The sequence below is a fragment of the Halorubrum sp. DM2 genome, from assembly GCF_901686465.1.
Classification (GTDB): Archaea; Halobacteriota; Halobacteria; order Halobacteriales; family Haloferacaceae; genus Halorubrum.
Genome location: NZ_LR594487.1, coordinates 487,194 through 511,326 on the forward strand (window position 1 = coordinate 487,194; position 24,133 = coordinate 511,326).

Annotated in this window: 28 protein-coding genes; 18 read left to right on the forward strand and 10 right to left on the reverse strand. The window is 66.6% G+C overall.

Annotated elements, in window-relative coordinates; all coding sequences use genetic code 11:
• The 4 genes from QOL69_RS02535 to QOL69_RS02550 form a co-directional block, all read right to left on the reverse strand.
• Positions 1–594, reverse strand: a complete 594-nt coding sequence (locus tag QOL69_RS02535) for an arsenate reductase (azurin) small subunit (protein ID WP_283401909.1) — start codon at positions 592–594, stop codon at positions 1–3.
• A gap of 306 nt (positions 595–900) precedes the next feature.
• Positions 901–1,362: a molybdopterin-guanine dinucleotide biosynthesis protein B gene (mobB, locus tag QOL69_RS02540; RefSeq protein ID WP_283404201.1), complete on the reverse strand. Its 462-nt coding sequence runs from the start codon at positions 1,360–1,362 to the stop codon at positions 901–903.
• Between the two features lie 28 nt (positions 1,363–1,390).
• Complete coding sequence (locus QOL69_RS02545) at positions 1,391–1,744, reverse strand: winged helix DNA-binding protein (RefSeq protein ID WP_283401910.1); 354 nt, start codon at positions 1,742–1,744, stop codon at positions 1,391–1,393.
• A gap of 176 nt (positions 1,745–1,920) precedes the next feature.
• The gene (locus tag QOL69_RS02550) at positions 1,921–2,373 is read right to left on the reverse strand and encodes a RidA family protein (RefSeq protein WP_283401911.1); all 453 of its coding nucleotides are present in this window, start codon (positions 2,371–2,373) and stop codon (positions 1,921–1,923) included.
• Between the two features lie 133 nt (positions 2,374–2,506).
• On the opposite strand from QOL69_RS02550, the gene QOL69_RS02555 reads away from it, so the two are divergent.
• A complete protein-coding gene (locus QOL69_RS02555; RefSeq protein ID WP_283401912.1) occupies positions 2,507–3,181 on the forward strand; it encodes a helix-turn-helix domain-containing protein in 675 nt (224 codons plus the stop codon).
• A gap of 284 nt (positions 3,182–3,465) precedes the next feature.
• Positions 3,466–4,233: an MIP/aquaporin family protein gene (locus tag QOL69_RS02560; RefSeq protein ID WP_048078485.1), complete on the forward strand. Its 768-nt coding sequence runs from the start codon at positions 3,466–3,468 to the stop codon at positions 4,231–4,233.
• Positions 4,234–4,324: 91 nt separating this feature from the next.
• On the opposite strand, the gene QOL69_RS02565 is transcribed toward QOL69_RS02560, so the two are convergent.
• The gene (locus QOL69_RS02565) at positions 4,325–4,723 is read right to left on the reverse strand and encodes a helix-turn-helix domain-containing protein (protein WP_283401913.1); all 399 of its coding nucleotides are present in this window, start codon (positions 4,721–4,723) and stop codon (positions 4,325–4,327) included.
• 262 nt (positions 4,724–4,985) lie between these two features.
• On the opposite strand from QOL69_RS02565, the gene QOL69_RS02570 reads away from it, so the two are divergent.
• The 11 genes from QOL69_RS02570 to QOL69_RS02620 all read left to right on the forward strand — a co-directional run bounded on the left by QOL69_RS02570 (position 4,986) and on the right by QOL69_RS02620 (position 14,489).
• Positions 4,986–5,231 (forward strand): 4Fe-4S ferredoxin N-terminal domain-containing protein, encoded by a 246-nt coding sequence (locus QOL69_RS02570; RefSeq protein ID WP_283401914.1) that lies wholly within the window; start codon positions 4,986–4,988, stop codon positions 5,229–5,231.
• On the forward strand, positions 5,224–7,962 hold the full coding sequence (locus tag QOL69_RS02575) for a molybdopterin-containing oxidoreductase family protein (protein ID WP_283401915.1): 2,739 nt from the start codon (positions 5,224–5,226) through the stop codon (positions 7,960–7,962). The genes QOL69_RS02570 and QOL69_RS02575 overlap by 8 nt, the downstream gene beginning before the upstream one ends.
• Positions 7,962–8,843 carry a 4Fe-4S dicluster domain-containing protein gene (locus QOL69_RS02580; protein ID WP_283401916.1) on the forward strand — a complete coding sequence of 294 codons (882 nt, stop codon included), beginning with the start codon at positions 7,962–7,964 and terminating at the stop codon, positions 8,841–8,843. Before QOL69_RS02575 ends, QOL69_RS02580 begins: the two co-directional genes overlap by 1 nt.
• Positions 8,840–10,132: an NrfD/PsrC family molybdoenzyme membrane anchor subunit gene (gene nrfD / locus QOL69_RS02585; RefSeq protein ID WP_283401917.1), complete on the forward strand. Its 1,293-nt coding sequence runs from the start codon at positions 8,840–8,842 to the stop codon at positions 10,130–10,132. The genes QOL69_RS02580 and nrfD overlap by 4 nt, the downstream gene beginning before the upstream one ends.
• Positions 10,129–10,809: a TorD/DmsD family molecular chaperone gene (locus QOL69_RS02590; protein WP_283401918.1), complete on the forward strand. Its 681-nt coding sequence runs from the start codon at positions 10,129–10,131 to the stop codon at positions 10,807–10,809. The genes nrfD and QOL69_RS02590 overlap by 4 nt, the downstream gene beginning before the upstream one ends.
• Positions 10,810–10,811: 2 nt before the next feature.
• Positions 10,812–11,201, forward strand: coding sequence for a hypothetical protein (locus tag QOL69_RS02595; protein ID WP_283401919.1), 390 nt, complete (start codon positions 10,812–10,814; stop codon positions 11,199–11,201).
• A complete protein-coding gene (locus QOL69_RS02600) occupies positions 11,198–12,316 on the forward strand; it encodes an Mrp/NBP35 family ATP-binding protein (RefSeq protein WP_283401920.1) in 1,119 nt (372 codons plus the stop codon). The genes QOL69_RS02595 and QOL69_RS02600 overlap by 4 nt, the downstream gene beginning before the upstream one ends.
• A gap of 10 nt (positions 12,317–12,326) precedes the next feature.
• On the forward strand, positions 12,327–12,782 hold the full coding sequence (locus QOL69_RS02605; RefSeq protein WP_283401921.1) for a molybdopterin-dependent oxidoreductase: 456 nt from the start codon (positions 12,327–12,329) through the stop codon (positions 12,780–12,782).
• A 171-nt stretch (positions 12,783–12,953) separates the two neighbouring features.
• Positions 12,954–13,079: a hypothetical protein gene (locus tag QOL69_RS02610; protein ID WP_283401922.1), complete on the forward strand. Its 126-nt coding sequence runs from the start codon at positions 12,954–12,956 to the stop codon at positions 13,077–13,079.
• A 13-nt stretch (positions 13,080–13,092) separates the two neighbouring features.
• Positions 13,093–13,491: an ArsR/SmtB family transcription factor gene (locus QOL69_RS02615; protein ID WP_048078337.1), complete on the forward strand. Its 399-nt coding sequence runs from the start codon at positions 13,093–13,095 to the stop codon at positions 13,489–13,491.
• On the forward strand, positions 13,488–14,489 hold the full coding sequence (locus tag QOL69_RS02620) for a permease (RefSeq protein ID WP_283401923.1): 1,002 nt from the start codon (positions 13,488–13,490) through the stop codon (positions 14,487–14,489). Before QOL69_RS02615 ends, QOL69_RS02620 begins: the two co-directional genes overlap by 4 nt.
• Before the next feature lie 18 nt (positions 14,490–14,507).
• On the opposite strand, the gene QOL69_RS02625 is transcribed toward QOL69_RS02620, so the two are convergent.
• Positions 14,508–14,903 (reverse strand): ArsR/SmtB family transcription factor, encoded by a 396-nt coding sequence (locus tag QOL69_RS02625; protein WP_283401924.1) that lies wholly within the window; start codon positions 14,901–14,903, stop codon positions 14,508–14,510.
• A 271-nt stretch (positions 14,904–15,174) separates the two neighbouring features.
• Between QOL69_RS02625 and QOL69_RS02630 the strand changes: the two genes are divergently transcribed.
• The 5 genes from QOL69_RS02630 to hcsS all read left to right on the forward strand — a co-directional run bounded on the left by QOL69_RS02630 (position 15,175) and on the right by hcsS (position 18,603).
• Positions 15,175–15,513, forward strand: a complete 339-nt coding sequence (locus tag QOL69_RS02630; protein WP_048078349.1) for a cupin domain-containing protein — start codon at positions 15,175–15,177, stop codon at positions 15,511–15,513.
• A 188-nt stretch (positions 15,514–15,701) separates the two neighbouring features.
• Complete coding sequence (arsD, locus tag QOL69_RS02635; RefSeq protein WP_048078340.1) at positions 15,702–16,031, forward strand: arsenite efflux transporter metallochaperone ArsD; 330 nt, start codon at positions 15,702–15,704, stop codon at positions 16,029–16,031.
• 3 nt (positions 16,032–16,034) lie between these two features.
• Complete coding sequence (gene arsA, locus QOL69_RS02640; RefSeq protein ID WP_283401925.1) at positions 16,035–17,978, forward strand: arsenical pump-driving ATPase; 1,944 nt, start codon at positions 16,035–16,037, stop codon at positions 17,976–17,978.
• On the forward strand, positions 17,975–18,391 hold the full coding sequence (gene hcsL / locus QOL69_RS02645) for a halo-CC-star protein HcsL (protein ID WP_048078341.1): 417 nt from the start codon (positions 17,975–17,977) through the stop codon (positions 18,389–18,391). The genes arsA and hcsL overlap by 4 nt, the downstream gene beginning before the upstream one ends.
• Positions 18,382–18,603: a halo-CC-star protein HcsS gene (hcsS, locus tag QOL69_RS02650; RefSeq protein WP_283401926.1), complete on the forward strand. Its 222-nt coding sequence runs from the start codon at positions 18,382–18,384 to the stop codon at positions 18,601–18,603. Before hcsL ends, hcsS begins: the two co-directional genes overlap by 10 nt.
• 44 nt (positions 18,604–18,647) lie before the next feature.
• Here hcsS and QOL69_RS02655 read toward each other — a convergent pair whose 3' ends face one another.
• From QOL69_RS02655 to QOL69_RS02670, 4 genes are all read right to left on the reverse strand, one after another.
• Positions 18,648–19,103, reverse strand: a complete 456-nt coding sequence (locus QOL69_RS02655; protein WP_283401927.1) for an arsenate-mycothiol transferase ArsC — start codon at positions 19,101–19,103, stop codon at positions 18,648–18,650.
• 283 nt (positions 19,104–19,386) lie between these two features.
• Positions 19,387–19,893 carry a hypothetical protein gene (locus tag QOL69_RS02660; protein ID WP_283401928.1) on the reverse strand — a complete coding sequence of 169 codons (507 nt, stop codon included), beginning with the start codon at positions 19,891–19,893 and terminating at the stop codon, positions 19,387–19,389.
• Between the two features lie 201 nt (positions 19,894–20,094).
• A complete protein-coding gene (locus QOL69_RS02665; RefSeq protein WP_283401929.1) occupies positions 20,095–22,557 on the reverse strand; it encodes a DUF2309 domain-containing protein in 2,463 nt (820 codons plus the stop codon).
• The gene (locus QOL69_RS02670) at positions 22,547–24,028 is read right to left on the reverse strand and encodes a proton-conducting transporter transmembrane domain-containing protein (protein ID WP_283401930.1); all 1,482 of its coding nucleotides are present in this window, start codon (positions 24,026–24,028) and stop codon (positions 22,547–22,549) included. Before QOL69_RS02670 ends, QOL69_RS02665 begins: the two co-directional genes overlap by 11 nt.
• Positions 24,029–24,133 lie beyond the last annotated feature (105 nt).

Sequence of the window (24,133 nt, forward strand, 5' to 3'; positions counted from 1 at the left end):
TTATCCCTCCGTTTCCTCCGCGGTGACGGGTTCTCCGTCCCGTAGGTTGTCCCGGTAGCCGTACGACAGCCCGTCGACGCCCGTCGCGTAGACATCGCCGTCCTCAACTTCGAGTCGGATCTGCGGGAGGTCCGTCGTCGCCGCCCCGCTGACGACGAGCCCGCCTTTCGAGAGGTCGAAGGTCGTGTAGTGGCACGGACAGGGGCCGGCCATCTCCCGTTCGGGTTTCACCTGTCCCTGAACGGGACAGCCCATGTGCGTACAGAGCCCGCTGAAGGCGACGATGCTGTTCTCGGGGCCGACGCCGCCCCACGCTTCGCCCGCGATACGGGTGAGGAAGTTCTCGGTGCCGTCGAGCGGGTAGGCGAACGTCTCGACGTCGCCCTCCGCCAGCTCGTCGACACTCCCAACCCGGATACGGGGATATCGTTCGAGCCCGTCGACCCGCGCGGTCGGCGACTCGGCCGGCGCGTCGCTCCCGTCGTCGGCCCGCGGAGCTTGGAACCCGCATCCTGCGACGGAGGCGGCGCCGGCCGTCCCAACGGTCGCGAGGAGCCGCCGCCGGGTCGCCGACAGAGTATCATTATCGTTCATGCTGTACTCTCCGATTTAGCTTTCATACACTTGTAGTTTTCTCTTATCGAGTCGATCTGGACCAACTACGTATAAAACACCATATTATTCGGGAACACGTTGATTTTGGGGAGTGTGGTAAAGGCTCAATCCAAACCCCCTCTGAACGCATCCAAGAATAATTGAGTATTTACTGAATTAGAGGGCCACTCATCCTTGATCGCCTCCGGATACTCGTTCCTTCCCGTGCGACGATCGGGACCGACAGCAGCTCGGGGGCTCCTTCGTCTCGCACCATCGAAGCGATCCCCCGGACACCCTTCCCAGTTACTCGTCGCCGCGATCCGGGGAACGTTCCGGATCGTACGACGGTAACCGGTCGATGACACGGACGACGTCGTTGAGGTCCAGATCGTCCGCTGTCACAGCTTCCGCGACTACGGGCGGCGCTACGGTCCGGTCGCCCAACGCGACCTTCGGTACGTCGCTCCCGCTAAATCCCTCGAGGATCGCGTAGTCGTACGTGCGCGCGAACTCGTCCAACACGTCGCCGAGAGTCCGGTCCCGACCGGTCGCGAACCACGTTCCCTCGTCGGTGAGCCCGACGGTGTGGACCGCGCCGCCCGCGCGGTGACGGGCCGTATCTTTCCCCTCGGTGTCGACATCGGGTTCGTGCGTGAGGTGTTTCACGGTCGCCACAGTCCCGCACTCCTGGAGACGTTCGGCCAAGGCGGCGACGACCGTCGTCTTTCCCGAGTCAGAGGGTCCCGCGACGCAGAGGACCTTCATCCGGGTCACCGCGTGTCGTCGAGGGCGGTCACGAGCGCCTCGGCGCGTCGCGTCGCCGCGTGTCGTCGAGGGCGGTCACGAGCGCCTCGGCGCGTCGCGTCGCCGCGTATCGACGCGAGCGGCCGTCCTTCTCTTTCTCGACGAGTCCGGCGTCACAGAGCAACGTGAGCGCGTGGCTGACGGCGCTGTCGCTTATCGACACGTAGGGCGTGATCTCGTCGAACCTGACGGCGTCGTCGGTCTCGACCAGCAGGCGAACGAGCCGGTACCGCGTCTCGTATCCGAACGCCGACAGCGCCTTCACGTCGACGGCCGTCGTCGCGTCGTCGATCAGGACGTCGAGATCGGTCTCGGCCGGCGGGTCGGACGAGGACTCGGGCATACCGAAGGTTTCTGTCCGCGATCGGATTAACTTTTTCAGGCGCTAACTCCCCGTCGTCAAGGAGCGAACCGCGTCAGCGGTGAGCGAGTAGGGTGGGGTAGTTCACCTGTTCTGTCGATACGTCGGACGGCCGAGACGAGACGCGTTTCGTCCCGGGATCGAACCGGACACAGCGGTCACTCCTCGGCGGCGATCACGTCGAGCTGAACGTCAGCGCCGCCGGGCAGCGAACAGACGCCGACGACGGTCCGCGGCGGGAACTCGACGGCGTCGAACCGCGACTCGTACGCGCGGTCGACGACCGCCGCAGCGTCCGCATCCGCGAGTTGTACCTCGACTTTCATCACGTCATCGAGCGACGCGCTGCGGTTTTCGAGCATCAGTTCGAGCCGGTCTAAGCACATCCGAATCTGCTCGTCGACCGGCTCCGACCCCTTCACGTCCCCGTTGATCTCCGGGAGGATTCCCTGGAAGAAGACTAGGTCCGACTCCCCGGTCCGCATTCCGAACGCGCCGACGTTGTCGATGCCATCGCGCTGGCGCTTGCTCTCCTCGCTCAGCGAATCGTCGACTGTCATTCCACGGTCACTGTTCGTCTGGCCCTTCTGCTCAACTACTCCTTGGGACACACGATTTAGTAATTGCTCAAACGTTAAAACCCCTTTCGATCCGCTCGGTGAGCGCGGTTCTCGTGCCGTCCCCTCGTTAACACCGGTTGGGAATCGTCATGGTGTATTTATCCCCGAGGCGTCACGCTCCGGTATGAACACAGAGGACGACGTACCCGAAACCGGGGGACCGGATGACGCCTCGACACGGCGTCTGTACGTCGAATTCGAAGTCGAGCCGTCGTCCTCGGCCGACTGTCCGTTGAGCGGGTTCGAACGGGACGTCGTGGAGGTACGCCAGCAGCGGACCGCCGACCGGTGTCACACGGACGTGACGCTTTCGCCCGACGACTGCGGCTGTGCGGACGACGACTGTACCGAGGTCGTCCACGCGGCGAGCGCGGTCGGGGGCCGCTGTCCGTGCGAGGTGTTCAGCGAGTACGGCTGCGTTCCGCAGATCACCGAGATCAACGGCGACGACGTCGTCGTCGAGACGTACCTGCCCGACCGGGACGTGCTGACCGACCTCGTCGACGGCCTGAAGGCGGTCGTCGACGGCATCTCGCTGCGGCGGCTGAAGCGGATCGGTTCGCTCGAACGAGAGGAGCCACGAGCCGACGTGACCCTCAATCTCTTCGAACTGACCGAGAAACAGCGCGAGGCGGCCGCCGCCGCCGTCGCCGCCGGATACTACTCGCGCCCCCGAGAGGCGGATCTGGGGGAGCTCTCCGCGGACCTCGGGATATCGAAGTCCGCGCTGTCTCAGCGGCTGACCGCGGTCGAGTCAAAGCTCGCCACCTCCGCCTTTGCGCGGGCGACGGCCGACTGATCCCACGCCGAGACCGGTCCCTCAGACGGACCGTTTCGTCGGTGATCCGTTGGTATCGATCAGAAAATAATAGATGAACAATTATACATCCTCTATAATATTCACAACATTCATTTGCCCCAGAATTATTCACTCCTACCACGGGGGAGACCGTAAAAAAATATGCAACGGAACGCTACAACGATACACGAGCGACGACTGCGGGAACCGAGCGGACGAGTGACGGCCGAAACGACGACGACAGCTCCGCCGTCGGAGCTCACAGGGACGACCACGGGTGAGCGATGAACCCGTACGTGGCCGAGGTCATCGGAACCGCGATCCTCATTGTCTTCGGCGGCGGCGTCGTCGCCAACGTGGTGCTCGACGAGACGAAGGGGAACGGCGGCGGCTGGATCGTCATCACGTGGGGGTGGGCCATCGGCGTGTTCATGGGCGTGTTCACCATCAGTCAGGTCAGCGGCGGCCACATCAACCCCGCCGTGACGGTCGGGCTCGCCGCCGCCGGGCTGTTCGACTGGGCGCAGGTGCCGCTCTACGTCGCCTCGCAGACGCTCGGCGGATTCCTGGGCGGCGTTACGGTGTGGCTAGCCTACAAGGATCACTTCGCGATCACGGAAGCCGAGGACGCGAAGCTGGCGATCTTCTCGACCGCTCCCGAGATCCGAAACTACGCGTCGAACCTGATAACCGAAATCATCGGGACGTTCGTGTTGGTTTTTGCCGTATTGTACCTGAACTCCGCCGGCTTCGTCGACGGGACGTCCGGCCAGATCCTCCAGACGATCACCATTGACGGACAGGAGGTCGGGTTCGGGCTCGGTGCGCTGTCGGCGCTCCCGATCGCGTTGGTCGTCCTCGGGATCGGGTTGTCGCTCGGCGGCCCCACCGGTTACGCGATCAACCCCGCACGGGACCTCGGACCGCGCGTCGCACACGCAGTCCTCCCGTTCCCGCACAAGGGACCGTCGGACTGGGCGTACTCCTGGGTCCCCGTCGTGGGACCGATCCTCGGCGCGCTCCTCGCGGCCGGGCTGTATCGGGTCCTGTAGCAGGGAATCGCCCCTCCGTGGGCCGGCGGTGTACGAATCCCGGAACACGCTGGAGAGGGCTCGGGAGGGGTGTTGAGTTCGGCTGCGAGAATCACTCGCGCTGGTCGAACCGGGTCGTCGGGCGGTCCTCGCGGTCCATTCCCTCGACCACGCGTCGGACGATGGTGGCCTCGGCGCCGTGGAGGCGCTGTGACACCGCGGACTTAGAGATGTCGAACTCGGCGGCGAGATCCGAGAGCGTCGCTTCCCGCGGGTCGGAGTAGTACCCGGCTTCGACCGCTCGAAGCAGCGTCTGACGCTGTACCGCGGTCAGATCTGCGGGATCGACCGGGACCGCCGATCTCTCCTCGCCGCTGACGTCGCGGACCCGTGCTCCGTTGACGTCGAGTTCCGCGATTTCGCCTAACACGGCCGCGACGTCGGCACCCGGATCGATCTCTATGGAGACCGTGTGCCCGCCGTCGCGCTCGCTCGCGTCGTTCGTGGCCATCGGTATGTCCGAGTTACTGAAGTTATGTATTGAAAGAATCAAACAGATTCTGATAAACTATGTAGGTTATTAAATATCCAGCGAGAGTCGTGGGGGCACCGCTTGCTCCGGAGCGCGACTCTCGGACGACGCGGTGTGCCCCATCAGAGTCGTTCCTCGGACCGGTCGCTACGGCGTTCTCCGTTCCGAAATCTCAGATAGTATTTAAACGACTGTAATATACAGGAGTAGCCATTGGGTGGCCGGGCTGTAATCCGTAGATATGCATCGTGACCACGAGGCTCCACCCGACATCGACGACGATGAGTTCGACGGCTGGGCCGAAGACCAGCTCGGTGACGTCGAGTACGACACCGAACTGGGCAAAGAGATGGGAAAAGACGCCATCCGCCTCGCTCGCGGCGAGATGGACGAAGCGGAGTTCCACGAGAAGTACCACGAGCAGGTAAAAGACGAGTTCGGCTTGGACGACCGGCCGACGAAACCGGAGGGGTTCGACGATGAGTAGCGACGGACTCGATCTGACGAGGCGGGACGCGCTGAAGGCCGGCGGCGTCGCGGCCGCGGCGCTGGGCATCGGTGGCAGCGCGTCGTTCCTCCAGGAGGCCGAAGCGCAGTCGACCAGCCTGGAGTACGAGGAGGTGCCGACCGCCTGCTGGGTCGGCAAGCAGGACTGCGGGGCGGTCGCCAAGAAGGTCGGCAACCGCGTCGTCAAGTACGAGGGGCATCCCGACGACCCGCGCACGGAGGGGTCGCTCTGTCCGAAGGGCCAGGCCCAGATCGAACAGGTCTACAGCCCGTATCGAATCAAGGCCCCCCTCAAGCGGACGAACGACAAGGGCCAGTTCGGCGAGTTCCAAGAGATCAGCTGGGAGCAGGCGATGGACGAGATCGGCGAGGACCTGAAGGCGAAACTCGAAGACGACCCCCGCCGCGTCGTCTTCCAGGTCGGCCGGAAGAAATCGCCGCAGTGGCAGGAGGACGCGTGGGTGACCGGCACGAGCGACAAGTACGGCAGCATGGAGAAGTACGGCCACGGCGCGACCTGTTCCGACTCGGGATACCGCGCCCAGGAGCTGATGTTCGCCACGCACGGCGTCTCGGAGACCGACTTCGAGAACTGTCAGTACTACATCGGCTGGGGGCACAACGTCGCTCAGGGCGGCGGTGCCCACATGTGTCAGATCACGTGGCCGAAACAGGTCGCCGACGCCCGCGACGACCAGGGCATGGAGAGCGTCTCGATCGACCCGCAGCGGCGTAACTCCGGCCCCTACACCGACACCTGGCTCCCGATCGAGCCGGGGACGGACATGGCCTTCTGGCTGGCGTTCAACAGCGTCCTCGTCGAGAACGGCTACATCGACGAGGAGTACCTGACGACCGCGACCAACGCGCCGTGTCTCGTCGCCACCGAAGGCGACGAGGAAGGCCACATCCTCCGGACCGACGACGCCGAGGACCCCGGCGAGGAGTACACCTGGGCCGACGGCGAACTCGTCTGGGACGAGGCCGCCGGCGAGGCGGTCGCCCACGAGGAGGCGTCGTCGCCGGAGAACGTCGCACTGCGAGGGACCTACGAGGTCGACGGCGTCGAAGCGCGTCCGGCCTTCGATCTCTACCTCGATCAGATCTCCCAGTACGACCCCGAGTGGGCCGCCGAGATCACCGACCTCGAAGCCGACGAGATCGAACAGACCGCCCTCGACTGGGGCGAGAACGCCGAGATCGGCGCGACCGTCGAACGGAACGGCATCGAGATCCCGTACCGACCCGTCGGGACCCACGGCTACCACGTCGCCCAACAGGAGATGGGCGTCCAGACGACGATGGCCCAGTACCACGCCTCGATGCTGGTCGGGGCGGTCGACGTGGTCGGTTCGACGCGCGTCCGGAAAGGCAAGTACGCCGAGCCACAGGACTATCGCCAGCCGTTCCGCGACCAGGCGTTCCACCCGGAGAAGATCACGCCGAACCCGGACGGCCCGTCGCTGGGCGGGAGCATGTTCCACCCCATCGACTCGACGGCGTACTCTCAGAGCCACGTCAGCCAGACCAACCCCGACAAGTACAATCTCCCCTACGAGCCCGAGGAGATGGCGTGGATCGTCCAGATGGCCAACCCAGTCCACTCGGCGCCCCAGACCGACACGGTCATCGAGAGCATGAGCGAGGTCGACACGACCGTCGTCGTCGACCCGTGGATGAGCGCGACCGCCGACGTGGCCGCCGACTACGTGCTGCCCGCGGCGACCGCCGACAAGCTCCAGGGGCCGACCGGCGGCTGGAACGGCTACGCCGACATCGAGCACATCCGGTTCCCCTCGATGGACCCGCTGTGGGACAGCAAGCCCGACGCGGAGATCTTCATCCAGATGGCGAAGGCGGTCGACGCCTACGAGGAGTACGTCCTCGACATCAACTCCGAGCTCGGGCTCGACGGGACAGAGTACGCGTACTCGGGCGCCGACGAGGCGCCGGACGACCCGAGCGAGTTCCTCCGGGACGGCCTCGACCGCTGGGCGAAGACGAAGGGCCACGACCTCGACTGGTTCCGCGAGGGGAACGTCATCACCAACGAGTGGGAGGTCGGCGACGGCAACCGCTACGCCTACACGTGGGGGATGGACAACGGCTACGGCGATTTCAACCCCTACGACGCCAAACACGAGTTCTACAGCGAGACGCTGTTCCGGCTCGGCGAGCGCGTCGACGAACTGTTCGCCGACTCGAAGTTCGACGACCCGGAGGCGGAGTTCCCGTACCTCCAGGATTACACCGCCTATCCGACCTGGCGGCAGCCGACGATGTACGACTCGCCCGACGAGTACGACCTGACGCTGTTCAGCTGGCACCAGATCGAGCACAAGCAGTCGCGGACGAGCACGAACAAGCTGCTCAACGAGATCGCGCCGGCCTCGTCGATCCGGCTGAACCCCAAAGACGCCGAGCGGATCGGCGTCGAGACCGGCGACGAGGTGACGATCGAGACCCACAACGCCCAGACCGGCGAAACCTACGAGGCCGAGGGCGTCGTGATGATTCAAGACGGCGTCAAACTCGGTTCCCTGGGCCTTCCGGCCCACCACGGGACCTGGAAAGACAGCGTGACGGAGGCCCTCGACGAGGGGCCGCACTGTAACACGATCCTTCCCAGCGGCCCGGGCTACCTCGGCCTCGACAACGGCCAGGCGTTCCAGGTCCGTGCGAAGGTCGAACCCAAGGGAGGTGACGACTGATGACACAACTCGGCATGGCGATCGACTTGGAGCGGTGTTACGGCTGTCGGGCCTGTATGGAGGCCTGTAAGGTCGAGAACAGCACGCCCCGCGGGGCGTTCTGGATGCACGTCTTCCGCTTCGAGGAGGGCGAGTATCCGGAGACCGAACAGACCAACATGCCCCGGCCGTGCCAGCACTGCTCGGAGCCGTCGTGTGCGTCGGCCTGTCCGACCTCGGCGCGGTTCAAACGCGAGGAGGACGGGATCGTCCTCACCGACTACGACCGCTGTATCGGCTGCCGGTACTGCGAGATCGGCTGCCCGTACGGCGTCAACTACGCGCAGTTCGAACACCCCGAAGACGCCCAGTACGGGTACGGCTCCGAATCGAACGAGCACAACGGCGACGACACGCACGGATCGGGCACCTTCGCGGAGGCGCTCGGCGACGAGGCGCCCGGCGAGGGCAAGCCGCCGTGGCACGACCCGATACTCGACGAGCCCACCGAACCCCGCGGTACACAGATGACCGGCCCCCAGCCGGAGGGCGTGATGAGCAAGTGTACGATGTGTGCGCACCGCCAGGATAACCCCGAACGCGGCCAGCAGGGGACGACCGCCTGCCAGGAGACCTGTCCGGTCGACGCGATCAAGTTCGGCGACATGGAGGATCCCGAAAGCGATCCCAATCAGCACCTCGAGGATAAGTCCTCGTCGTCGACGTTCAAGCTGCTCGAGGACCGCGGCACCGAGCCGAACGTCGTCTACATCGGCGACGAGCCCGGCGACGACGCCCGCGCCATCGAGGACGCGGACACGTTCAAGGACCCGCAGGAGGCCATCGAGATCGAGAAGAACCCGCCTGAGAGCCGCTCGACCGACGTGGAGGTGGGCCAATGAGTACCCCCACCGGCTCGGACCGGCGGGCGGCGACGCTCGCGGATCCGGGCCCCCGCTACTACGCGATGCTGGCGGTCGCCGGGCTCGTCGTGCTCGCGATGGTGTACAGCTTCGTGACCGTCCTGACGCAGGGTCACGGTATCACCGGCCTACACAACTGGGGGACCGACGGCGGGGTCCCGTGGGGGCTCGACATCGGCGCGTTCAGCTGGTGGTCGGCGATGGGCGTCGGTGCCATCGCGCTGTCGGCGATCATCCGCGTGTTCCACATGGACGAGTACCGGCCGTACGCCCGAATCGGCGAGCTGCTGACGCCGCTGGCGTTCGGGGTCGGCTTCCTGCACATCGTCTTCGACCTCGGGCAGCCGTTCCGCGTGCTCAACACGCTCATCTACCTGCCCCTCCAGTCGCCGATCGCGTGGGACGTGATCCTGCTGGCGGGGCTCGGAACCATCTCCGTCGTCTACCTGGTCGCGTCGCTCCGCGCGGACGTCTACGAACTCTCCGAGCGGGACGCGCTTCCGGCGGCGCTTGGTCCGGTCTACGACGCGCTGCTGATCGGCTACGAGCCGTCGGAGACCGAGACCGGGAAAGGTCTCACATGGTGGCTCGCGGCGCTCGTCCTCGTGTTCATCCCGGTCGTCGGCGGCGGGGTCGTCCCGCTTTTGTGGGGCCCGCTCGGCGTCAACATCAACTGGTTCGGCGCGATTCAGGGGCCGACGTTCCTCGCGGCGAGCATGACGACCGGCGCGGCAGCGGTGCTGTTCGTCGGCTGCGTCCTCCGCTACGCGTACGGGCTCGACGACGTGTTCACCGACCGGACGCTCAGACGGTTCGGTGCCGTGACCGGCGCGTTCGCGTTCACCTACCTGCTGGGGACGTTCTACGAGATCCAGACCGGATCGTTCGCCGCCGACATGGCCGATCCGAACGTCACCGCACTCATCTTCGAGGGACCGCTCGCGCCCCTGCTGGTACTCGCGATCGTCGCGATCGTTGTCCCGACGGCGTACCTCACGATACAGCACGCGGTCGACCGGTTCAGCCTGCTGGGGACGGCCCTCCTGACGGGCGTCATGCTCGTCGGGATCCTCCACCAGGAGACGTGGCTGATCGTCGGCGGGCTGATGTACCCCGACCTGCCGTACCAGGTCGGTGAGTACACGCCCTCGATCTACGAGTGGCTGAACCTGATGGGGACGACCGCACTCGTCGCGCTCGTCATGCTGGTGTTCGCCAAGACGCTGCCCGTGGTCTCTGACCCCGCGGAGGTGGGATCGAACCGATGAGCTCCACCAACACCGAACCGGAAGCCGACAATCCCACCTCGCGGGAGCCGGCGGACTCCCCCGACGAGAGCCCGGTCGACGCCCGGGTGTATCGCATCCTCGGCGAGCAGCTCCTCAGTCGGCCCGACCGCGAGCGCGTCGACGCCGTCGGGGCGTGGGCGCGGGAGTGGCTGGCGACCGCGGAGTCGCTGCCGGTGGAGATAGAGACCGCTCTCGGGCGGATCGCCGACGGAAGCGAGGCCGACGTCGAACCCCTCCGGACGGCCTACACGCACCTCTTCAGGGGGATCTCCGAGAGCGATCCCGACCCGCCGTACGAGTCGATGTACGTCGGCGGGGGCTTCTACAGCGAGACCACCACCGAGATCAGACAGGGCTACCGGTGGGCCGGCGTGGACGTCGACACCACTGGCAGCAACGAGCCGCCGGATCACCTCGGCTTAGAACTGCAGTTCCTCGGCGAACTGCTGACGATGGACGACACCGAGGCCGACGCCGACGAGCCCGACGTCGAGGACGCCAAGTGGTGGCTGCTCGACGAGCACCTGGCCGAGTGGCTCCCGACCTACATGGCCCGGATCCAGCAGGCCGATCCGCACGACTACTACGCGGGGATCGTCGAGCTCGCCCTCGCGACGGTGAAATCCCACCGTGACCGACTCGGCGAGCGGAGGTAACGATGTACAGTACAAACGTCGTCTACGAGGTCGAGTTCGACATCCTCGACGACCGGCGTGAGCGGTTCGACGCCTGGGTCGCGACGGATATCATCGGTTGGGTCGGACACGAGTCGGTCGCCGCCTTCGAGGTGCTCACCGGCGGCCGCCGGGCGTCGGCGGACTCGAAGTTCGTCTTCGAGTTCGAGACGCTACAGGACTGGGCGGCGTTCGTCGGGAGCGACCGTCACAAAGACGCCGTCGACCGGCTCGACGCGCTCGCCGAGAACCGGGAGGCGACCCTGTGGCGGCGGGCGTCGGTCAAGCTCGACGCGGCACTGGATCGGACCGCGAGCGAACGAACGGACGGCGGCCGCGACGGCCACGCGATCAACACGGTGAATTCACGATGACCACAGAACTACGAACGGAGTTAGCACAGATAGACTACCCGGCGCTCACCGGAGCGTCACGGACCGACGACGACGCGGACATCGTCTCGCTCGGAATCGTGGGCGACGTCGAGGTCGACGACGGGGTGGCGCACGTCGAACTTGCGCTCGGGGCACCGCACTCGCCGGCGGAGAGTCGGCTCGCGGAGCGAGTCCGAGAGGTCGTCCGCGAGGCGGGCTACGAGCCGTCGCTGTCGATCGCGATCGACGACGACACGCCGGCGGGACTGATTGAGGACGCCCCGAACGTGATCGCCGTCTCCTCCGGCAAGGGCGGCGTCGGGAAGAGCACCGTCGCGGTGAACCTCGCGACGGCGATAGCCGAGCGGGGAGCCAACGTCGGGTTGTTCGACGCCGACGTGTACGGCCCGAACATCCCGCGGATGCTCGGCGTTCACGACCACCCCGGCATGGCCGAGGACGACGAGACCATCATCCCGGTCGAGCGACACGGGCTGAAGCTGATGAGCATCGGCTTCCTCGTCGGCGAGGACGACCCCGTGATCTGGCGGGGCGCGATGGTCGACAAGGTACTCACGCAGCTGTACGACGACACGCGGTGGGGCGACCTCGACTACTTCGTCGTCGACCTCCCGCCGGGGACCGGCGACGCGCAGCTGACGATGCTCCAACAGATGCCGGTCCTCGGGTCGGTTGTCGTCACGACGCCGCAGGACGTCGCTCTGGACAACGCGCGGAAGGGGGCTCGGATGTTCGACAGACACGACACCGAGGTGCTCGGCTTCGTCGAGAACATGAGCACGTTCGTCTGTCCGAACTGCGGGGACGCTCACGACGTGTTCGACGCGGGGGGCGGCGAGCGGATCGCCGAGGAGTTCGACCGGCCGCTGCTCGCGGAGATCCCGCTCGACCCGTCGATCCGCGAGGCCTGCGAGACCGGAGAGCCGGTCGTCTCGAACGACGACGCGGAGGCGTCGAGGGCGTTCGAGTCGCTCGCCGAGGGAGTCATGGACGCGGTCGGAGCGCTCAGGCGGCGGTCACACAGCGAGACGGCGAGGTCGACGGTCGACGAGTCGCGATCGGCCGCCGAGCGCGCCGACGCGCAGACGAGCTGACGCTCTCGCCATGAGTCACACCACGGAGGCGTCTCGCACGGGACCGGCGATCTCCCTCTCCGAGATCGACTTCAGTCGGCTCGAAACCGTCGAACGCGCAGTCGAGATCCGGTGTGCGACGGGCGACCGGTGGACGGCCGACTGGCGCGGAACGCCCGTCTCGGCCGTGGTCGACCGGGGCGCGGTCCCGCCGGAGACCACGCACCTGACCTTCGAGACCGCGGACGGCTACCGCGCCTGTCTCGACGTTCACACCGCGCTCGACGGCGTGCTGGCGGTCGCGATGGACGGGGAGCCGCTCGACGCCGCGGAACGCCCGCGGCTCGTCTGTCCCGGTATCGAGGGCATTCGGACGGTGAAGGGCGTCTCGGCCGTCGTCCCCGCGTCACTTTCGCGCGACGGGGACCCGGAGGAACTGGAGGCGCTGGGGATCGGCGAGAGCGGCGGCGAGAAGACCGCCGAATGATATGACCTCGTATCGAGCCGTCTCGTTTTGACCTGTCCGATACTCTCGAGTTCGGGAACCGATTCAGTGGCGTTTCACCAGTTTTCGGACTGGTTCAAGGGACTTTGAGATATCTGAGCAGATACTCAATCGATCAGAAAGATTAAGTCAAATCGAGATATATCGATAGATATGACGATACTCGATCGGCTCTTCGGTACCGATTCGGACGACGGGAGCTGCTGCGACGTTCAGATAGAGGAGATAGACGCCGAAAACGACGAGGAAGCGCCGTCGGAACGGACGGCGGCCGAATAACGAGAAATCGAGAATGTCCAATCAACCGAACACCTCGACCGACGCAGACTCCGAATCCGCGAGCGGGACACTCAGGCGGATCGAGGGAGACGCATGCTGTGAGGGGCCGTTCCCCGCGACCCGCCGGGTCGGGGAGACGACCCTCGACGCGGAGCTGTCGTCGTTCAAAGCGCTGGCCAACGCAAAGCGGCTGCGAATCGTCCACGCGCTCCGGGAGGGCGAACTCTGTGCCTGCGAGCTAGAGACCGTGTTAGACGCACCGCAGTCGACGGTCGCCTCACACCTCCGGAAGCTCCGTGACGCGGGGATCGTCAACACGCGTAAGGAGGGGAAGTGGACGTACTATCGGATCGCGGACACGGCGAGCCTCCAGCTGCTCGACCTGGCCGCGGCGCTGGGTGAGGACAGATGATCCCGCCGGGCACCGAGGCGGCGCTGCTCGACTCGTGGGACTACTTCGTTCACCTCGCGATAGTCCTTACGCCGCTTTTCATCGGCGCATCGTTCCTCGTCGGGCTCGCACAGGAGTATCTCCCCCCGGAGCGCGTCGAGGAGATGCTCCGGGCGCGCGATCACGGCAGCGGGAACGTCCTCGCGGCGGGCCTCGGCGCGGTGACGCCGTTCTGCTCGTGTTCGACCGTTCCCGTGTTGGCCGGCCTGTTGGGCGCCGGGGCGCCGACGGGCATGGCATTCTCGTTCCTGCTCGCGTCGCCGATCGTCAACTGGATCGCCGTGTTCCTGCTGTTCGGCCTGTTCGGGACCGGCGTCACCGTCGCCTACGTGACGACCGCGCTGTTCGCAGCGATCGTCGCGGGCCTGATCATCGGCACGCTCGATCTCGACGAGTACATCAAAGACGTCCGTATCACGGCGGGCGGCCGCGAGATCGCGACCGACGGCGGAGCGGCTCCTTCGGACGCCTCGAAGGCGGCCGACGCCGCGTCCGGCTGTAGCGAGTGCGGGACGACCGCGACGAATTGGACCCACAAGGAACGCGTGACCGCGGCCGGGGAGGGCGCACTCTCCTTCTTCCGCGACACGCTCCCCTACATCGCCGTCGGCATCGCGATCGGCGCGCTGATCCACGGGGCAGTGCCCGCGGAGTTCCTCCAGCGGATCGCCGGCCCGGGGAACCCGCTCGCGACGCCGATCGCCGCGCTCGCCGGCGCACCGATCTACGTGAGCCTCAGCGGAATGCTCCCGATCGCGCACTCGCTCACCGAGGCGGGGATCCCGATCGGGACGGTGATCGCGTTCGTCATCGGCGGGGCAGGGATCAGTATCCCGAACCTAATCTTGTTGAACAAGCTGTTCGAACGGCGGCTGCTCGCGATCTACGCGACGACGGTCGTGACGATCGGGATCACGGTTGGTGTGCTGTTCAACACCGTCTTCGCCGGTCTGCTCTGAGCCGGCGAGCGTCCGTTTCTACAGCGACCGCGAGCCGTCGAGCGCGACGAGGACCGCGTTCGCGCGCGGCGTGGCGCGGTACATCCGCCACTTCCCCTCCTTCCGGCGCGTGACGAGGCCGGCGTCGGTGAGCTTCGAGAGGGCGTGACTGATCGCGCTGTCGCTCACGTCCAGCAGCGGCGAGAGCTCGCAGACGCACAGCTCGTCGTCGTCGGCCGCGTGGAGCATACGGACGATCTTGTACCGCGTCTCGTTCGCGAGCGCCGACAGCAGATCCACGTCGGTCTCCAAGTCCGACCCGCCGACGGAGTCGTTCAGCGCTTCCAACTCCGCGAGCCGCTTAGAGAGGTCCTCGTCCGTACAGGAGCCGCACTCGTCGGCGACGTACCGCTGGAGCCGATCGGTCGATGACATACGGCACGATTGAGTCGATTCGGGATTAAGCGTTGCGGACCGCCGCTTTTACGATCTCGACTATCGGCGAAAACGATATAGCAACTCTTCAGCTATTGTGTCGTATGAGAGATGCGATCTTCCGCGCGGGGACCGCCGGATCGAGGTCGAGCGTGCCGGCGAGCGCGACCGCAGTCGCAACCGATCCCCTCGTCGCGAACGCGGGGTGTCGGGTGTGACAGAATCGTACGAGCGGGTCAACTACACCGATATCGAGCCGGTTTCGGGCGCGATGCGACCGCTCACGGACTCGCTCGACAGCGAGCGGGTCGGCGTGTCGATCGCCCGCTGCGAGCCCGGCTGGCGGAGCAAGCCGCACGACCACGCCGCGGAGGATCACGAGGAGATCTACGTCCTCTTGGAAGGAGAAGCGACCGTCGTTATCGACGACGAACCTATCGATCTCGAGACCGGCGACGCCGTCTGGATCCCGCCGACGGCGACGCGACAGATACGGAACGGGGACGCCGAGAGCGCGTTCGTCCTCGTGAGCGGCCCGGCGACGGACTGTCGGTCCGCGACGTGTCCCGACGAACCGGGATCGTGGGTCACCGACGGATTCGTCGGCTGATCGGGTCTCCTGTCCGTTCCCGGGCCTCGACCGTTCCGAGCTTTCGACCGCGCGACCGACGCGGAGGGGTCCGACCGAAGAGCTTATAATTGTATGAGAGTTTGTTCAAATGAACCGATCACAGTAGGCGCACCATCGTCGCGTCTCGCTGTGAACGACGGCTCAGACGACACGGATTCGACTCCACCATGACCGAACTCACCCTGTATGAAGAAGCGATGTGTTGCTCCACCGGCGTCTGCGGTCCCGACCCCGACGAGGAGCTCGTCGAGGTCAGCGCCGCGCTCGACCAGCTCGAGGACGCGTTCGACGACCTCGATGTCAGTCGGGCGAACATGCAACACAACATCGACCAGTTCCTCGAAACCCAGCGGATCTACGACCGCGTTCAGGAGAACGGCCCGTCGGTCCTCCCGATCACGGTCGTCGATGACGAGATCGTCGCCGAAGGCGAGTACCTCTCGTACGACGAACTGACCGCCGCGATCGGCGAGGGCGCGACGCCTCAGGAGGCCTGACAGATGGCACAGTCAGGAGCGAAACGGTCGACGAGCGCGCGGGAGAGAGTGGAACCGAGCGGCGAGGAGACCGAGTTCGTCTTCTTCAGCGGGAAGGGCGGCGTCGGCAAGAGCACGGTGAGCTGTGCGACCGCGACGTGGCTCGCCGACAACGACTACGAGACGCTCCTCGTCACGACCGACCCCGCGCCGAACCTCTCGGACATCTTCGGCCAGTCGATCGGCCACGAGGTCACCGCGATCGACGGGATCGAGAACCTCTCCGCGATCGAGATCGACCCCGACACTGCCGCCGAGGAGTACCGACAGGAGACGATCGAGCCGATGCGCGAACTGCTCGGCGAGGAGGAGATCCGGACGGTCGAAGAGCAGCTCAACAGCCCGTGCGTCGAGGAGATCGCCGCCTTCGACAACTTCGTCGACTTCATGGACAGCCCGGAGTACGACGTCGTCGTCTTCGACACGGCTCCGACGGGCCACACCATCCGACTGATGGAGCTTCCCTCCGACTGGAACGCGGAACTTGAGAAGGGCGGGTCGACCTGTATCGGGCCGGCCGCCTCGATGGAAGAGCGCAAGCAGGACTACGAGCGCGCGATCGATACGCTCCAAGACGGCGAGCGCACCGCGTTCGCGTTCGTCGGCAAGCCCGAGGACTCCTCGATCGACGAGATCGAACGCAGCGCGGGCGACCTCGCCGAACTCGGCATCGAGTCGCAGCTGCTGATACTCAACGGCTACCTCCCCGAGTCGGTGTGTGAGGACCCGTTCTTCGAGGGGAAGCGCGCGGACGAACAGGCCGTCATCGAGCGCGCCCGCGAGGAGTTCGACGCGGACGCGACCGCGACGTACCCCCTCCAGCCCGGCGAGATCGCCGGCCTCGACCTGCTCGCGGACGTCGCCGGCGTCCTCTACGACGGCGACGAGGCGACCGTCGACGTCGGGGCGGCGACCGACGCGGACGCCGACGGCGCGGTCGAGTTCGATTCGATGGCGGACGCCGACGCGGTCGTCGACCAACTGACGCCCGGCGAGGAGACGGAGTACCTCTTTTTCACCGGGAAGGGCGGCGTGGGCAAGAGCACGGTCGCCGCGACGGCGGCGACGAAGCTCGCCGAGGCGGGCCACGAGACGCTCGTCGTCACGACCGACCCGGCCGCGCATCTGGAGGACATCTTCGGAGAGCCGGTGGGTCACGAGCCGACCTCGGTCGGGCAGGCCAACCTCGACGCGGCGCGGATCGACCAGGAGAAGGCGCTCGCCGAGTACCGCGAGCAGGTCCTCGATCACGTCACCGAGATGTACGAGGAGAAAGAGGACACCGAGATCGACGTCGACGCCGCGATCGCGAACGTCGAAGAAGAGCTGGAGTCGCCCTGCGCCGAGGAGATGGCCGCCCTCGAAAAGTTCGTGAGCTACTTCGACGAGGACGGCTACGACGTCGTGGTCTTCGACACGGCACCGACGGGACACACGCTCCGCCTGCTCGAACTCCCGTCCGACTGGAAGGGGTTCATGGACCTCGGCTCGCTGACGAAGGGGGCCGCGCCCGCGAAGGGCGACCAGTACGACGAGGTCATCGAGACGATGAAAGACCCCGAGCGGAGCACTTTCGCGTTCGTGATGTACCCCGAGTACACGCCCATGATGGAGGCGTATCGCGCGGCCGCCGACCTCAACGACCAGGTCGGCATCGAGACCTCGCTCGTCGTCGCCAACTATCTCCTCCCCGAGGAGTACGGCGACAACGCCTTCTTCGCGAACCGGCGCGCGCAACAGGCGCAGTACTTAGCGGAGATTCGCGACCGCTTCGACGCGCCGCTCATGCTCGCCCCGCTCCGCCGAGACGAGCCGATCGGGCTCGACGAGCTGAGCGCCTTCGGCGAGGAGGTCACCGGGCTGGCGGACGTCGCCGAGGCGGACGCCCCGGAGGTGACTTCCTCATGAGCGACGCGCAGGGCTCGGACGACGCGACGGAGCGCGTCGCGGACGCGTCCGCGGACGAAACCGTGGAAGAAAACGTCGAGGCGGCGCTCCGCGAGTTCCTCGACGCCCTCGGCGAGTCGGAGACGTACCGGCGGTTCGTCGCGGCCGACGAGGCGCTTCAGGACGACGACGAGGCGATGGCGCTGCTCCGCGAGTACCGGCGGAAACAACAGCAGATGCAACGCGGCGGCTTCGACGGGTCGGTGATGGAAGAGCTGAAAGGGCTCCAGTCGGAGCTGTCGGCCAACGAGACGATCCAGCGGCAGCAGGCCGCACAGGCCGACTTGGTGGAACTCCTCCAGCGGACGAACGACGTCATCAGCGAGGAAATCGGTGAGGAGTTCGCGCGGTCCACCGGAGGTGGGTGCTGTTGAGCGCCTCCGAACCCAGTTCCGACGCGGACGGGGCTGCCGACGACGAGGTCGTCGCGGCCGCCGAGCGGCTCGGCGAGGAACTCGCCGCCGCGAAGGCGGAGTCGTCGGAGTTCGCGTTCACGACGATGCTGATGCAGTGTAACGAGGCGATCGGCGACGAGACGGGGATCGACTACGGCAGCGTCTGCGGCGACGACGACGGCTGCTGTTAGCGGCGGTCGATAGGAGCCGCACCCGGCCGACTATTTTCTCCGTCTCACTCCGCGGACGGCGTCTCCGGCAGGAGTTCGTCGAACAGCGCGACGACGCGCGCTTCGATCTCGTCGCGGATCTCGCGGACCGCCTCGATCGGCCGCTCGTGCGGGTCGTCGAGTCCCCAGTCGCGGTTCTCGCCGTTCCACGTCGCCGGGCACACGTCCGACGCCGAACAGCCCATCGTCACGACGAGGTCGACCGCCCGTAGCTCGTCGGGCGTCACCTCTCGGGGCGTCCGGTCGCTAACGTCGACGTCTACCTCCGCCACCGCCTCGACGACGACCTCGTGAACGCGGTCTGCGGGCCGTGTCCCGCCGGTGACTATCTCGATCCGGTCGCCCGCGTTCCGGCGGTCGCGCTCCCGCTCGGCGAACGCGGCGGCCATCTGGCTCCGCCCCGCGTTCTGGACGCAGACGAACGCGATCCGGTGGCCCGACTGCTCGCTGTGTTGCGTCACGACTTGTCGTGCGGGCGGCATCAATATAGCCGTTGCTTCGGACTGCTATAGAGTGCTATAGAGAGGTCCCGAACGAGATCGCACCGGCGTGCCCTGTCACGGCCGGCTTTGTTGAAACCCTCTGTAGTTGATATTTGTACTGTCTCGATTGCTCAGTACAGAGAAACGATGCATCGTATCGTAGCTCTCATTATAGAGCTCGGATTTTCTACGAAGGACCCCATAGTGATCCTACAATCGATATCACAGCTTTAATGATGTCGTTTCAAACTGTCGAGCAGAGCTATATGATCGCATAAACGACAATCATCACAACCGGAACGCTCAGCAACGTCAGTACGGAAATGATTGGTTGCTCACGATGAGACGCCGCTACAGTGTAGAATCCAGCAAAGACAGCGACTGTGCCAAGATACCGTCCCACTTCCGCGAGGCGGAGCTCAGCGGCACCAGACAGCAGGATGGCCGAGACCGAAACCTCGCCTGCCAGTGCGGGCCCGACAATGAACCAGACGAGAGACACAAGCCACTGAACTATTGCTCCCCAAACTGCGAGAACGCCAATTTCCCAGGCCCTCGCCGTTGGTCGGGTCCGCACGTACACGACGATAGCAACAATGACGGACACCAGGGTGATGAGTCGTTCCAGTTCGATCGTCCAAGCCGTCGTGTTCGTCACTAAGAACACCTGCAAGGCCAATCCGAGACCGACGATGCCGCCAAGCAAGCCGACAAATGCTCGCCGGTCCAAGTCAGCAATTGATGCGCGAGAGAATAGAGGGGAAGGCATGCTACACCAGATCTTGACACGCAGTAAGTACTTTCTGTCTCGCATTTTCTTGGACGACAGCAGCTGTTGATGCTGTCGCTTCGGTAGCTTGTTTCTCCGATTGATGATTAGTGCGCAGTTCTCATCGACCGGCTGTGTCACACAGTCTTGTGTCCAAAGAATAGGATTTCAACAGAGCCTCACGACTCCGATCGAACGCACTTAGTCGTCCGCGGCGGCGGGAGTCGTCGAGGTCTCCGCCGGCGGCTCGACCCGTTCGGACTCGGCCAGTGGCGTCCACTCCAACTCGGACTCGTAGTGGAACGCGCGGTGGTCCCGCGTCGGGTCGACGACCGTCAGGGAGAGCCAGTCGTTGTCCAGCAGTCCGGCCACCGCCTCGTTGTCGGCCAATATCTCGGTGACGCGGTCGACCGGCGCGTGAACGACCGTCGAGAGCCGGAGCGGCTGGTGGTACGGCTCGTCGGCGGCGGCCCTGACCGACTGGAGCGGCAGCCCGGTCATCAGGTCGCCGCCGTTGCCCTGGTAGACGCCGACGTTGCCGACCGGGTTGTGGGTCACCTTCGAGCCGCTGCCGTACGCCGCGTTGTCGACCGTCGAGAAGTAGTACTGCGCGTTGATCCACTGGGTGACGACCATCGGACCGGTGAGGATCGCTTCGAGCGCGTCGCCGTCGGCGTCGGTCGTCCAGTCGTACGAGTGGAGGAAGGCACGCCCGTCGAGGTCGAGGCCGCTCGTCAGTTCGCGGGGTCCGACGACGAACCCGGCGTTGCCGGCCAGTCCCCACTCCGGACGCGTCTCGGCCCAGTCGCCGGCGCGGCGCTCCGCCTCGTTCACGGCCGCAGAGCCGCCGCGCCCCGTCGACCCGTCGCCGGTCGGCGCGCCGACGCGCTCGGCGGTCGCGTTCTCGCGCGCGGTGGCGAGGTCAGCGCGCAGCCGGGCGAGGTCGTCCGCGTGCGAGTCGGGCACGTCGCCGTCGTACAGCTCGATCTCGTCGGTCGTCGTGTTGTGTTCGGCGGCGAGGAAGACGGTGTCGTCCGGCACGTCGTGGCCCCGCTCGCGCAGGCCGTCCTTGACCTCGGGGTCGTTACAGATCGCGGCGAGCGCGCGGGCGTTCGGCCCGCCGGGGTTGCCGGCGCAGGCACCGCAGTCGAGGCTCGACCCGTAGGGGTTGTTGGCCGTCTCGGACGCGTGGCCGGTGAAGACGACGAGCCGCCCGAACGCCTCCCAGCCCATCAGCTCGAAGGCGGTCGCGGCGTACTCGACCCGCTCGTCGCGGCTCAGTCCGACCGGGAGGCCCTCGTCGGAGCCCTCGTGCCGGTGAACGTCCGGTTCGCAGAACTCGTGGTCGTCGGGGGCCGAGTCGCCGGCCGCGGCGAGCAGGTCGGAGACGCGCCCGGGAACGAGCGTGCGGGCCGCGAGCGCGACCCCGTATCCGCTCCCGGCACCCTCGACGAAGCTGAACGCGGTGGCCGGGTTGGACTTCAGCGTCTCGATCACCTCGCCGGCGGCCTCGCGCAAGTCCGCCCACCGGTCGCGGGTCGCCCGCGCGTCGTCGTCGGTCGGGACCTCGGAGACGCGGTGTTGCGCGTCGACGATGGGCGGGCAGGCGTCGACCGAGACCTCCGAGTCGTACCCCCGGTACTCCATCGGCACGCCGAAGAAGCCTGCGTACCCGTGGGTCTCGTAGTCGCCGGTCGACTCGACGTGACGCCGGATGACCTCCGAGCGCGTGTCGATACAGAACACCAGCTGCGCGGCCGGCCGCTCGTCGGCACTCGCGTCGTCCGTCCCGGCGCGCGCCTCGCTCTCGGTCGCGACCCGTTCGACGAGTTCGCCGCGGTAGCTCGCCTCCCACGCGCTCAGGAACGCGTCGGCCAGCTCGTCCGCTGTCCCGGGCCCCGCGTCGTTCGAGTCGGCTGCGGGAACGATATCGGCGTCGAAGGCGTCGAGCAGCGCGAGCCGGACCGCGAGGTAGCCTTCGAGCGTGATCGGGTGCGCGGACTGCCACGCCCCGCCATCGGCGACGCGGCGCTTGAGAAGCCCGGTCCACCCCGGGAGCGCGGCGAACTGCGCCTCGAAGACGGCGTTCCACCGTCCTTCGGGGTACGGCTCCAACACCGACTTGACGGCCTCGATCGGTGACGCCGGGAGGTCGGTCGCGACGCCCTCCGGGACCTCGTCGTCGTACGCGGCCACCGACCGGAACGCCTCGTAGAACCCGTCCTCCCGGTTCGGCATCGACCACTCGGCCCGTCCCTCGTCGAGGAACGCCGACAGCCACTTCGTCAGCACGCGGTCGGCGCGCTCCGTCGGGTCAGCAGCGGAATCCTCGGTCTCGCCGGCGGTCGCGTCCCCGCTCTCCCCCGCGGTCTCCATCCGCTCCAGCAGGGTCTCGGGGTCGCCCTCGTAGCCCCGCTCGGCCAGTTCCGCGTCGAGCAGGTCGAGGTCGATCCGGCCCTCGTCGAGGGCCCCCCGGAACGTCTCCGGGCTCGGATACCCGCGACCGCCGAGGCGGTCGGCCGCCCGCGGTACGGCCTCGGCGAACGGTTCGTCCTCGAAGCCGGAGAGCGGGTTGGCCGTCACGAACGAGTGGATCGGCCAGACGGACCCGACGGTCTCCGCGGCCTCGTCGATGCCCTCTCTGATGGCGCGTTCAGTACTCATTGTATTCCTCCGTAGCGGTCAGCACCGTCTCCGACGCGGGTTGCCCCGCGTTCAACAGCGCGACGTAGAGGCGCTCGCTCCGCTTGTGGACGCCCGTCTCGATCGCGACGTACGCCGCGAGGAACGCGGCGGCGACGAGCGCGTGGAGCGCGGTCAGTTCGGTCGGCGCGGAGACCATCGGCAGCCCGTAGAGGACGCCCGAAACGGCCTCGTAGACGAGCGCGTAGCCCGCGATGGCGGGCAGAAAGACCAGCGGGATCGCGCCGTAGCGGGCCGCCGGCGACAGCGCGGTCTGCCGGATCGCGCTCCGGGCCGCGTGGAGCGTTGTGAGCGCGACGAGCCCCGCGAGCAGCAGTCCGCTGTCGACGCTCGTGCCCTTGCCGGTGAGGAGCGCGAACGTCGCCCCGCCGACCAGCCCGGTCGCCAGCACGACGAGCGCGCCGACGGCGCTCGTCTTCCCCGACTCCGCTTCGGTCGGTACCGCGTGTTCGACCTCCTCGCCCGCGCTGAGGAAGTGGTACGCCTTGTAGAAGCCGTGAACGATGAGGTGCGTGATCGCGGCCCCGAAGAAGCCGAGGCCCGCCTGCATGATCATGAATCCCATCTGCCCGACCGTCGAACAGCCCAGTTCGCCCTTCACGTCCGGCTGGACCGTCTTGAGCACCTTTCCGAGCAGGGCGCTCGTCGCTCCCACGGCCACGATGCCGAGCATGAGCGCGGCGTCGACGGTCACGACCGTGGCGAAGCGGGCCAACAGGATGCCGCCCGCGTTGACGAACCCGGCGTGCATCAGCGCCGAGGCCGGCGTCGGCGCGGTCATCGAGGAGAGCAGCCAGCCGTGGAACGGGACGAGCGCCGACTGGATCATCGCCGCGAGGACGAGCGCGGCCGCGGCGACGAACCACGCGGGGCCGCCGAGCGCGTCGGCGCTCGCGGCGACGCCGGAGACCGTCGTCGCGCCCGTCGCCCACCACAGCGCCGTCACGGCGACGCCGAGGAGCGCGCTGCTCGCGAGGAAGTACCGCCGGGCGACGCTCGCGGCGGCGCGCGCCTGCCGCCAGCCCTCGACGGTCCCGATGAGCCGCGCCATCAGCAGTCCCATCGCCAGCCAGCAGAGCCAGAACAGCGCGACGTGGTCGGCCGCGGCGAGCGCCATCACGGCGAGCGTGAACGAGAAGACGGCGACGAAAAAGCGCGTCTCGTGGGCGCTCCCCGCCATGTAGCGGCGCGAGTAGCTGTGGACGATCCCGCTGAAGAACGTGACGACCACCCACAACAGGACGGTCAGCCCGTCGACGGCGACCGCGCCGGGTATCTCCCACGCGCCGCCGAGTCGGACTCGGCCGACGAGCGCGGCGACGCTCGCGGCGAACAGCGACCACGCGAGCAACGTCAATACGGCGGGGACGGACGACGACTCGTCCGTCTCCCCGAGCGCTCCGACCGTCGGCTTCGAAGTGTGTCCTGACATCGTTCGACTCGTCGCACGACCCGTCTCGGATCGACTACCGACCTCAGATCCGATTTCGGTCGTCTCTACTCCTCTTTGAGAACATAATATGTATTAAATCTGCTT